The sequence below is a fragment of the Bacillus cereus group sp. MG20 genome (genome assembly GCF_040459885.1).
Taxonomy (GTDB): Bacteria; Bacillota; Bacilli; order Bacillales; family Bacillaceae_G; genus Bacillus_A; species Bacillus_A cereus.
This window is the reverse complement of record NZ_JARVHF010000001.1, coordinates 5,176,189-5,188,131: the sequence shown is the minus strand read 5'-3', so window position 1 is coordinate 5,188,131 and position 11,943 is coordinate 5,176,189. Positions and strand designations below refer to the sequence as shown.

Here is an 11,943-nt window from a genome sequence, read left to right as displayed (position 1 = left end):
GAAGAAAGCTGCACCTATATTTTTGGTGTAGCTTTCTTCTTTATTTTATTAATCAGCTCTATGTACTGAGTATCTCCATATCCGATTGTTGGAAAAAGATAAAACAACTTTATTAATAATTCACGAGTTGATAAATCTTTATTTTTAGAGATGAATTTCATTACTGCATTATCTTCTGTTAACATTTCTAAAAATAAGTCTATAGCCTGATACATTACAGGTGGTACCTTATGAGAGGTCTTTTTATGGTTTACTAATACTTCATTGTATATAGAAGAATAATTCCCCAATTCAAGTTCAATTTGATTTACTTTAAATTCATCCTCTCTAAAGCTATTTAAGTATACCTTCCCTTCATAAGCAGACTGTTCAAGGTGAGAAAGTATGGTAAGTAGGTTCATTTGGCAAAACATATCTTCACCAAACCATAGAACAATACATTTATACTTTTTCGTAAAAAGGTTTTCTAACGGATCTATAACCTTTTTTATATAACTATCTACTGAACTGTTATGTCCTTTCGCTCTTGTTTTAATAAACTCTTCATTAAAAACTTGAGTAGTAGCCGAGTTCACACACATTGCCTCATTAAATGGTGCATAATCAGAATCACCCATTAGCTTTTCGTTTTTAAATTCTTCATACATAACTTGACCATTTAATATGTTAAGTACCTCTTTATCAAATAGCTCACTCTTCCTATCTCGTAACTGTTCAACCTCTATTTTTCTAGAAATATTCATTTTAAACGCCCCTTCTTTATTTAAATTTAGTTTATCAAATGATTGAATAGGCATTTTGTTAAGTTGGTATTCTCTTGGATTCATTCCAAAGACATTTTTGAAAGCTCTACTATAAGCCTCTTTGGAAGAGTAATCGTAATCCAACGCTACCTCAATTATCTTCCTACCATTCTTTAAATCTTCTGTAGATAAATACAACCTTCTAAGAAGAATATAACGTCTAATACTGAAACCCGTTACTTGATGAAATTTAAAAGAGCAATAATAAGGAGAATACCCCATGTAACGAGATAATTCATCTAATGAAAATCTCTTTTTTAAATTGCTCTCAATCCAATTAATCATCTGCTGTATATGTTCATTCATTTCCTTCACTCCTTATTTAAAAGTATAGGAGAAGTGCGTTTCTTTCTTTTGATATTTCTTGTGTTTTATAACATGAGCCTTTCTCTAAAGTCTTTATAATCTATATATAAGTATTAATTTTATATTTTTTCATCTATCTTATTTTGTCATACCTTCTATTCATTTTTCAATTTAGCGTTAATGAGTATGTTGGCAACACCTTACTAATTATTAAAGGTCAATTTACATCATATTTCATTTTAAAGGATTTCAAAAATTAAACACGAATTTTATAAAATAAAATTCTTTTAATTCCCAAGTTAAAAAATTAAGGTTTGGAAAGGACGTTTCAATGAACAAGCTAGAAAAAGAAATACTTCAATTCATAAATGAACAGTATCCGTTGAATTTTATTAACATTAAGCCAATAACAAATGAGATGTATGAATGTCTTACAGAACAAGGTACATACTTCAGTAGAATTACAAACTACAAAACATATGAAGAACAGATAGAGGAAGTTTTATATACAAATTTTTTATATCAAAATGGTTTAGGTGTTCCACCAATAATCCCTTCATTACAAGGGAATTTTGTAGAAAAATTCACATTAGACAAGGAGATTTTTTCTGTATTATATAAAGCTGCTCCTGGTATACATTTACCAAGGTCTGAATGGAATTCTAATATATTTAAAAAACTTGGTAAACAAATTGGAAAATTACATCGTATATCTAAAAGCTTTGAAAAGATTAAACCAGTAAAACATATAAACGATTGGTATGAAAATGAAGAATATAATTTTCTTAAATATATCCCTAAAGAAGAAAATACAATAAGAGAAATTGCATCTGACGTTTTAACTTCCATAAAAGAGCTACCAAAATCCCCTTCAAATTACGGCTTAATACACGGAGATTTATGGTTAGAAAACATTTTAGTCGAAAATAATTCAAACTTAACAATGATAGATTTTCAAGACTGCGAAAAACATTTTTACATATTCGATTTAGCCGTTCCTATTTATAGTGCGATAGAATATTCATTTGCTGGAAATGGGAATATCGTTGACTATGAGTATTCTATTACAAAAGCACTATTTGAAGGCTACCAAGAGGAAAATGAGCTACCAAAAGAGATGAAAGACAAGTTTCCGTTATTTATTAAATTAAAGGAGATTTTTGAATATAGCTTAATGCATATGTATTGGGATAAAGAAGAATTAACGGAGGAACAAGTACGGATTATGAACCTTTATAGGATGAAGATCGAAAATAAGAATACCTATATCAATATTTAAGAATGCCGTTGTTTAACTGCAAGGAAACTTTGGTTAAACAACAGCATTTATTAATTAGCTGACAACCTTTTTTATGACTTATAAATACTGATTCAATAATCTTCTCAAATACACTTCATTTTGCGGTGATACTTTTTCAGAAAATCTAGCTGCAATAATAATAGGAGCCCATTGAAAAACTTCATCTCTTGATATGCCGGTACGACTGCAATATATATGTAAATACATCTCAGCTAATTCTACCGAAGATTGTGAGTACAACAAGTATGTTCGAAATACATCTGCGCGAATATCACCTGAACTAGCATCTACCCAATCTATAACTTTCACTTTCTCTTCCTTACTCAAAATCAAATTAAATGGATGAAAATCTCCATGACATAGCCTAAAATCAAATGTAATAAAATCTAATTTTTGTAATATATCCTTCTTTTTGCGTTCATCCAATTTATGCACAGATTTAATTTGACGCTCTAACCTTTCCCTCATTAACTCCATTTCATCTGTATTCACATGTATAGCATGGATCTTTTTTTGCTCATTAACACAAAGGCTGATATAACGCTCTGCCTCATTTAAATTATTAAGCAGAAGATCACCAATGTTGTCCCCTTTTACATGTTCCATAATAATTGCCTGTCTATTTTGTATCTTTTTCACTTCAAATACGTTTGGAACTGGCAACCCACATGAATACGCATATTTTTGTTTTTTTGCTTCATTCATAGACTCTGTATCTGGGAGGTAATCTTTAAATAATTTTACAACCTTATCATCAGTTAAATAAATTTCTGCTGTATTCCCTTTTGCAATTGGATTACCTAAAACCACTTTATTTCCCCCCTTAACATAAATTAGAATAACACCTTATACTTCTCTTTAAATTCACTATAATCCTAGCTAAAACCTTCTTCACGAATATACAAAAAACTTACCGCTTTCCATCCTTAAATAGAAAGCGGTAAGTTTAATTGTTTAGGAATATCCGAATGAAACTCTGATGTATGCACAATTGAAAATGTATATCCTTGCTCAATAAATGATACTTCATTACGTTTACATTCAAATGATACACTATTTTTCTTAAAGTTATTTTGGATTCGCTGTAAAAATGCGACGTCTGGTGTTCCGAAAGAAACGTATACTTTCGGTGATAGAGCTTTCATCGCGATTGGAATCCAAGGTCGCTGCCACCAAGTCGCGACGATATATGCAGTGCCACCTATAACAAAGTTAAAAATATCCCCATCTTCCATCGTTTTCATATTTAGATTTGATTTTAACCATTCCGTAAAAATAGGTACACTTTTAACAGGAAGACCAATTTCCCTTACGTATAAAATGTTTAAAGGTGAGTGTGGTACTAATACATCCTCTTTAACATAACTATGTGCGATAATTTCGAGTAGATTTCCATCTCCGTCTTTAAAGTATAAATTGAATAGACCATTCTCTTCACCAATTACATTTCCATTTTGCCATTTTACAATGAGTAATCCAGAGTCCTTTAACCATTTTGCTGTTTCATGGAATTTTGAATATGGGATTTCAAAAGCAAAATGTGCAGGTGCGATTGGTTCATACACTTCTTGAAAACTAATTGTTGTATAAGGTGTTACTTCAAATTGAATGAAGGATGCTGTTTCTTTTTTTATTGGAAAAGATAATATGTCCTTATAAACTTGTTTTACCCCTTCTATGGAAACCGTTTGTAGTTTTATATCTGATATATGTGTAATCACTTTACATTCCCCCTCATTTCTTATTATCTATTCGTATTGTATTACACTTATAAATAGATAAAATCAAACGGAAGGATGGATTTTTCATATAGAAACTACAACTTTAGTATGAATATGTTAGCTCCAATTATTTTTTATTTCCGCTATAACAATTTCTGGTTTATCCCAGTGCAACATGTGGGTAGTATCAGGAATTACTTTTACTATACTGTCCGTTTTCTCTTTAAAAACATTTACTGTCTTATCTCTATAATCCGCCCAAACTTGTGGGACTGTAGCTCGAAGTAATACAATATTAGCCGGTAGCTTCTCATATATATCTATTGTTTCATCTTTATGCATACCTCTTATTATATTACTAGCTGTATTCCCCCTGGCATGCCACCATACTTTATTATCCATTTCGATCCCTAGATCCTTTACAGCAACTTCTAACAATGAAGACCACCTAGTATAAGCTTCTTTTTCACTTTTGAAAAATTCGTCCCAATTATTAAAAACGTATTCATCAAAGTCCTTTTCATAATAAGCAATTTCTTCTTCCAACGTTTCTTCTCGAAGCCTTTTTGTTTGATATCCACCATCAATAAGAATACTTCCTTGTACTTTTTCTGGATGATTTAACAAATAAAATAACGCTACAAAACTTCCCCATGAATGTGATAGAAAATAGAAGTATTCGATTCTCAATTCATTTATTATTTCATTTAACCAATTTGCTAAATTGTGCATCTCATAATCTTCTGTTCTTTCAAATGGGGGTGTTTTACCATGTCCAGGTGCATCAACGGAGATAAATCTATACTCTTCTTTTAATTCCTCAGCAATTTCTATAAAACTTAAACTCGTACTACCTAATCCATGTAAACAAAAGATAACGGGCTTGTCATTATTCCCCCATTCAGTAATATGTACATTTATTTTTTCATTGCTAATATAGTAACGTTTCAAAACATTTATCCTCCATATTTTGATTTTTTAATTTACACTTTATTTATTTCTATTATTTTCAAGTATTTCCTGTATTCTTTTCCACACAAAAAGCTGCTTTTCTTTAAATGAAAAGCAGCTTTTACACTAAAATACATTATAATTTAACAGCAATAATCATAAATCTTTTTGAATTAGTACGAATCCCTTTTTCAGAACTATACGTATCAATGAACTTTTGTAAAATAGTAAAATCCTCTTCCTGTTCTCCGAATCTAGGAATAATAGGGGTATGTTTTAATAAGAAAATGAGATCTTCAGACCTACTGTAATAATCAGTAACATCATATTCACGTACTTGCACGAGATCAAATCCTGCACTAATAAGTTCATTCATATACTTTTCTTTTAAAGTACCATCCCGTTCACCTAAGCATTGTCCTCTACCAAATGCTTCTTTCAGGTTTAATTTATCATTCTCACTTACTTGTTGTGTTAAGAAAAAGGCACCCTTTTTCATTACTTTCGCTAACTCAGATGCCAGAAACGGGGCATGACAACTTGAAGCAATATCAAAATGTACATGTGGAAATGTTAAAGCTTCAGAACCCATTTGAAGAAACTCAACATTTTGTACACCTGATTTTTTCAAGTTAGAATGTGCCGTTGCAATCATGCCGTTAGAATTATCAATTCCAATCAACAATTTAGCTGATGATGCTATGTTAAGTACATTTTCTCCTCCGCCTGTACCAACATCAAGTAAAATATATGATGGTTTACACCTTTCTTTTACCTCACTATAAAAGTCCCATGTATCTCCTACAGTTTCACATTTTATTTTGCTAAAATCCCATCCATTTAATCTTCCTACTTTATCATAGAAGCTTTTATACTCTAATTCGTTCATCTTATTACTTCCCCTTTGTAAAAATAAATTAAATATGTATAATAACCTACGACACTCCTTAATTATATATTATAAAATACAAATTATTAAAACAACATTTCCCTTCACACTACAATAAGTTTACATAACATTTTTATGGTTTATCTTTATCTATATATTCTAAATGCCCTCTTCCCCAACTACACATACTATCCAAAACAGTACTAACTGTTTTTCCATGTTCAGTTAAGCTATATTCTACTTTAGGTGGTATTTCTTGATAAATTTCGCGTTTTATTAGTTGATCTTGCTCTAATTCACGTAATTGCTTCGCTAACGTCCCTTGAGATATATCTGGTATCAATCGCTTTAATTCACCAAAACGTTTCATTCCATCTGTTAGCAAAATAAACAAAATGAGTGGCTTCCATTTCCCACCGATTATTTGTAATGTTGCTATTACCCCTTTTAACTTCGGTTCTTGTAAATCCATTTTTCTCACCTCTCCTCAGATATCATAAAGTGAAACTTTAATCAGTGGGGGTTTTGTTCATCCCACACTGATTATTAGTTGAACCAATCGGGCTTTTACGGGCAATTGATCTCTTACCTAACTTTGAGGTGAGAGTTTTACTGCCCGTTAATGCGGGATAAACCATATTTAGAAACTTTTCCTATTACTTATCCGCATATATAGCAATTAGTACGAAATTTGCGACTATGTACATATAAAGTGCGTACTTTTCACTTGCTCCCTTTTAGCGAATAATAAAAGCATAGCACAGTTAGTTATATTCTAAATTTTTTATTAAAGGAGTGGCTAAAATATGTCTATTACTACATTAAAAAATAGCCGTATTGTTATCATTGGCGGGAGTTCTGGTATTGGATTAGCAACAGCAACACAAGCAATTAAACAAGGCGCACATGTTATTATTGCCGGACGCTCGGAAGAAAAATTAAAAGTTGCTCGAGAAGTAATAAATAACAATCATCTTCAAACTTATATATTGGATAATCAAAATAAAGAGCAATTACAAAATTTTTTCAAGACAGTTGGGAACTTTGATCATTTATTCACACCGGGAGCCTCTTACACACTTGGACCAATTACCTCTACAGAGGAAATTGCTGAAAGTAGCTTCATCGGAAAGTTTTGGCCTCAATATTATGCCGTAAAATATGCAATTCCTTTTCTTTCAAACTCTGGATCGATTGTGTTAATGTCTGGTGCATTTAGTCAAAGACCACTTAAAGGCGCACCTGCTTATGGAGCTTGCAATGGTGCTATTGAAAGTTTAGGGAAAGCTTTAGCTGTTGAATTAGCTCCTATAAGAGTTAATGTTGTTTCTCCTGGAACGATACAAAGAGAGAATGAACAAAACGAAAATAGACTAGCTGCTTATGAATCTTATAAATCTCTTTCTCTTGTAAAAAGGCCTGGCCATAATAATGAAATTGCACATACTGTCCTATATTTAATGCAAAATAGTTTTACTACGGGTAATGTATTGTTTCCTGATGGAGGATACACATATCATTAAATTATTTAAGACAAAAGCCCCTTATTACGGTGGCTTTTGTTGCTCATTTAAACATTGCTGAAATTTCCAAATAGATGATTACATTACTTTAGTACCAACTGGTTGGTTTTTAGATGATTCATTACAATCCGCTCATTTTGTACATTTGCAAATAAAATTGTTCTAGTAGTTGACGAATCGAATCTCGAAGTAATTTGTCTTGATATTTATGGATAAGTTTACAAAGAAAAAAGGCATATAATTAATGCCTTTTTTCTTTATCATCATTTAACTGGATAACAAACTTCTGTAACCCACTTATTAGGATTCGATTCCATCGCTGGGCTCACATGATAAATATTAAACATCGGGCCTGCTAATTTGTAACCTTCTGTCTCAATCCACTTTGCTGCAGCCTCATTTACAGCTGTCATCTGTTCATAACTTCCATTAACTGTTATAGAAGCTACATTAGTCGATTCCATATTTTTAAATGTAACATCTTTTGTATTTTCGTGCTTACCTAGAATACTTAGCTGTATTTCTATATCTACATCATTTTCTTTGTATTCACGATCATGGAAAACCGCAATACTATAACTCGGTTGGGCAATACTAATATTTTTCATTTGAATTTCTTGCATTAATACACTCCATAAATCACCTTCGCAATTATACGATGGAATAATCTTTCTAACACTAGCTACAGTTCTTTCTGGAATTTCTTTTATTGAAACATGATAATTCATCTCAACAACATCCTCTCTCATCGTTTTCATTGAGTCTTCGAGGAGACGTAATTGTTTTTGGAGGTTATTCATGTCTTCTTTAATTTGAGCACTACGATTTAAAAATTGCTCTTTTATGCTATCTATATTATCGCATTCTATTATTTCTTTGATGGTAGCAATATTAAACCCCATAGCTTTTAATGTTTGAATTTGATTTACCTTTTTTAATTGGTCAGCTGAATAAAATCGATATCCACTCTGCTCATCGACTTTTACTGGTTGTAATAATTCCACTTTATCGTAGTGTCTCAACATACGTATGCTAATGGAAGATAGTTTAGAAAAATCCCCTATTTTAAACATGATTTCCTCCTATAAGTTACATCTACTTTGAAGCTCAACTTTATCTTAAACAATGACATTGTGTGAGAGTCAACTGTTTTTAACGATTTAAATAACAATTTAACATGTTATATTTATATAATTAAAAACCTATATTCCTGTTTTTATGACTACTGGAATTGACAATCCATCACTAGTTATTTTTCTCAAGACATTCATAAACCACCATCATATCTCGTTTATCCAACTCACGTATGCGATTAAAAATTGGTATTTGCGCAACAGCTTCTGTTAATAAGCTTTCATTCACAACATCACTTACTTTTCCAGTTAACCACGTTTGTACATCCACGCCCTCAACAACTTCTTTTAACCCTTCGTCATTAATACCACTTGCATTACAAGTTACACATGGAATTGTTAGTTTAAAGACACCATCATGTAGATTATCTTCGGTTATCACTTTCTTACCTTTACAAAATGGACATGGATTACTTTTTTTAATTTTATTAATTTGGGTAACTAATTTTTTGTAACCAAATGCTTCGTATACATACGTAAGTTTTTTATATTTACCATTTGTGAAATACTTATCTATAATGGTTTCTCTCGTTTCATAAACATTAGGGAAATCACAAACAGTTACCTGATTATTAACACTAATGGATTCGATATTTCCTTTTATTTCGCCCCAGAATGGTAAGACATTTTGTAACACCATTTCATAGTTTGAAAAGCTTGCTTGTTCTAATTCAAACATTTTCAATGCAACTTGTGCTTTTCTTGACAATAAAGAAACATCTTCTGTCAATACCATATCGCCACCAACAATAGACTTCAATTTAACAAGTGCCGGTAAATCACCAACTGTTTTCAATACTTTATTAATAGGCTGATTGATTATTTCACGAATATCTACGTTACCAAATTTAAGTGGTTTATGATGATTTAAAACCGTCCCCTCACAAATTGGACATTTCATCATTTTTTTTGAACTCTTAATTTCTTCTTTAATAGGTGCTTTTGAAATAACAATATATCCACCAATAATTGTATTAAACCCTACCCATGTTCTGCGTGTCTTTCCTTTTTTATCATAAAATGATTTTTCAAAATATCCGTACCAAAACGTATGCTTTTCTTCTTCTGACATATCATTATAGCTCTTTGACAAATCGTGACCAAGCTCATTTTTTATTTCTTCGAATAGAAATTCTATTTTTTCATGCTGATAAAATTTTAATACCTTCATGATTTCTGGATCGAATAGCCCATCCCAAAATGGAACACTTTTATCTTGAATGGCAATATCTTTATCAAAAACTTCAATTTGAAGACGTCCAGAACAAGATGGACAATGATTGTCCTGTGAATAGAAATCAAAACTTCTCGTATCTTTATTAATTGGATGAGCAGCTACAATATGATTAATTAATCCACCAATCTCATATAAGAAACTATATTGACTATATAAATGTCTTTCAAGATCAATAGCAATAACAGGTGCGATTGTATTAGATTCATATTCACCATAAATTAACCTAGCCATTGATGATAAACTTTTTAAAATACCGCCCTTATAAATATTTTCGGCATTTTTAAAATAGTTAATATGATTTTCTTCTAAATAGTGAACCCCTTTTTTCTGCTTAAGCATTGAAGAGATGTGTATTTTCTCTGTGCTATTCACATTACTTTTTTGACGATAGTAATCCTCATGATTGACAACATCCAAATGCTCTATAGATTCATTCTGCCTTTTTCCAAAATCAACTATATAATCAGAGCTTTCTAACATGTAACGATTATGCTCAATCATAATGATCGAAACTGATTCATCTTGCAGAATACCTCTAATACTATCGATAAATTGATTTAAAATATTTTGTGATAAACCTTTTGAAGGCTCATCAAAAATAAATAATGTATGTGGATTTCTAGTGTTTGCAAATAATTCCGAAACTAAATGAACACATTGAAACTCACCTGTCGATAATGTTTGTGTTTTTCTCTCTAATGTTAAATAGCCAAGCCCTAATTTAATTAGTAGGCTCAAACGTTTATAAGCGATATCTTCATTTGGAAGTTCATCAATAATATCCTCAATCGAGCGCTCAAAAATATCATCAATGTCTTCACTATACTTTGTCAGTTTCTTTTTAATATCTAGGAAAGTTGCTACAGTTGATCGACTTGTAATTGATTGATTTCGGTCTTGTCCCACCATAACTAATTTATCTTTTGGATATCTTTTCAAGAAATCTGTAGCTAGACATTCATTGACAAGTGTAGATTTCCCACATCCTGATTCTCCTGTAACCGTTACAAGCCTGTTTTTAGGAATTTGAAACTCCTCCATTTGGATATTACGGCAATATAAATCATAGAATGTATAATATTCTGTTGGTATTTCTTTATTTCGATCCCACAGTATTGACTTTGGTCTTGGTGATTCTTTCACAATTTTCCCGCCATATTTTCCGCTACCAGGTCCAAAGAACAATTGCTCATCAGTTGTATCTAGTACCGTATCTGAATGATCAATAAGCCAAATTTGATTTTTACACCCTAATCGTTTTATCTCTTCTAAAATTTGTAATAATGTTTCATGATCAAGTCCAACTGAAATCTCATCAATAATAATTACAGCATTTTCACTTACTGCCATGAATTCAGCCAAATAAAGTCGTGTTAACTCTCCACCTGACAACGTACCCATAATTCGATTTAATGTTAAATAACCAATGTTCATATTAATAATATTTTGCAGTATATGCTGTTTTTCTTCACTAATATTTAATTCTTTTGCTAGTGAAAGAATAGATTCAACACTTAAATCATTAATATTTGAAATTGAATGTGGCTTGGCCAACAAATCAATTTCATGTTGTTCAATTTCTTCACTATAACGTTTTCCCTTACATTTTTTACACTCAACATTTTTTGTAGTACCACGGCCTTTACAACCAGTGCACCAGCCTAATTGATTATTAAATGAAAAGACCTCTGGAGAAAGATTAAAAACTTCAGCAAGTTTTTCCCGAACCTCTGTAAAAACACCAGTATGAGTACCAATCGTTGAACGCGGATTAGACGAAATCGATGATTTCCCTAGAAAAAGTACTAAAGGCATTTCTTCCATCTTAATGGCACTAAAATTTGTTTCCATAATGTTAGGAAATAAATATTGATATTCAGCCTTTGGTAATAAAGAAACTAATCGTTTTTTTGATTCTTCACCAATTGTTTGGCAAAAAGTTGTTTTACCCGATCCAGATAAACCAGCAATTCCAAACGATTTATTAAACGGTATAGTTGCATCTAATTTATTTATGTTATTAGCAATTAATTGATTTACTTTCATATTAACCTCTATTCTTATTTATTCACAAAAGCAT

Annotated in this window: 10 protein-coding genes; 2 read left to right on the top strand and 8 right to left on the bottom strand. The window is 31.3% G+C overall.

Going from position 1 to position 11,943, the window contains the following annotated elements; genetic code table 11:
• Window positions 1-14 precede the first annotated feature (14 nt).
• Window positions 15-1,109, bottom strand: a complete 1,095-nt coding sequence (locus tag QCI81_RS26520; RefSeq protein WP_353810927.1) for a helix-turn-helix domain-containing protein — start codon at window positions 1,107-1,109, stop codon at window positions 15-17.
• A gap of 331 nt (window positions 1,110-1,440) precedes the next feature.
• Between QCI81_RS26520 and QCI81_RS26515 the strand changes: the two genes are divergently transcribed.
• Window positions 1,441-2,388: a phosphotransferase enzyme family protein gene (locus tag QCI81_RS26515; RefSeq protein ID WP_071730563.1), complete on the top strand. Its 948-nt coding sequence runs from the start codon at window positions 1,441-1,443 to the stop codon at window positions 2,386-2,388.
• 78 nt (window positions 2,389-2,466) lie between these two features.
• Here QCI81_RS26515 and QCI81_RS26510 read toward each other — a convergent pair whose 3' ends face one another.
• The 5 genes from QCI81_RS26510 to QCI81_RS26490 all read right to left on the bottom strand — a co-directional run bounded on the left by QCI81_RS26510 (window position 2,467) and on the right by QCI81_RS26490 (window position 6,442).
• Entirely contained in the window at window positions 2,467-3,219 is a 753-nt protein-coding gene (locus QCI81_RS26510; RefSeq protein WP_071730565.1) for an aminoglycoside phosphotransferase family protein, read from the bottom strand.
• Between the two features lie 116 nt (window positions 3,220-3,335).
• A complete protein-coding gene (locus QCI81_RS26505) occupies window positions 3,336-4,130 on the bottom strand; it encodes a VOC family protein (protein WP_071730566.1) in 795 nt (264 codons plus the stop codon).
• 117 nt (window positions 4,131-4,247) lie between these two features.
• Complete coding sequence (locus QCI81_RS26500; protein ID WP_071730568.1) at window positions 4,248-5,081, bottom strand: alpha/beta fold hydrolase; 834 nt, start codon at window positions 5,079-5,081, stop codon at window positions 4,248-4,250.
• A gap of 136 nt (window positions 5,082-5,217) precedes the next feature.
• Window positions 5,218-5,970: a class I SAM-dependent methyltransferase gene (locus tag QCI81_RS26495; protein WP_353810926.1), complete on the bottom strand. Its 753-nt coding sequence runs from the start codon at window positions 5,968-5,970 to the stop codon at window positions 5,218-5,220.
• A 133-nt stretch (window positions 5,971-6,103) separates the two neighbouring features.
• Window positions 6,104-6,442 carry a winged helix-turn-helix transcriptional regulator gene (locus QCI81_RS26490; RefSeq protein ID WP_000365520.1) on the bottom strand — a complete coding sequence of 113 codons (339 nt, stop codon included), beginning with the start codon at window positions 6,440-6,442 and terminating at the stop codon, window positions 6,104-6,106.
• A 334-nt stretch (window positions 6,443-6,776) separates the two neighbouring features.
• Between QCI81_RS26490 and QCI81_RS26485 the strand changes: the two genes are divergently transcribed.
• Window positions 6,777-7,493 (top strand): SDR family oxidoreductase, encoded by a 717-nt coding sequence (locus tag QCI81_RS26485; RefSeq protein WP_053564432.1) that lies wholly within the window; start codon window positions 6,777-6,779, stop codon window positions 7,491-7,493.
• Between the two features lie 263 nt (window positions 7,494-7,756).
• On the opposite strand, the gene QCI81_RS26480 is transcribed toward QCI81_RS26485, so the two are convergent.
• Entirely contained in the window at window positions 7,757-8,566 is an 810-nt protein-coding gene (locus QCI81_RS26480) for a MerR family transcriptional regulator (RefSeq protein WP_071730573.1), read from the bottom strand.
• A 172-nt stretch (window positions 8,567-8,738) separates the two neighbouring features.
• Entirely contained in the window at window positions 8,739-11,909 is a 3,171-nt protein-coding gene (locus tag QCI81_RS26475; RefSeq protein WP_071730575.1) for an ATP-binding cassette domain-containing protein, read from the bottom strand.
• Window positions 11,910-11,943 lie beyond the last annotated feature (34 nt).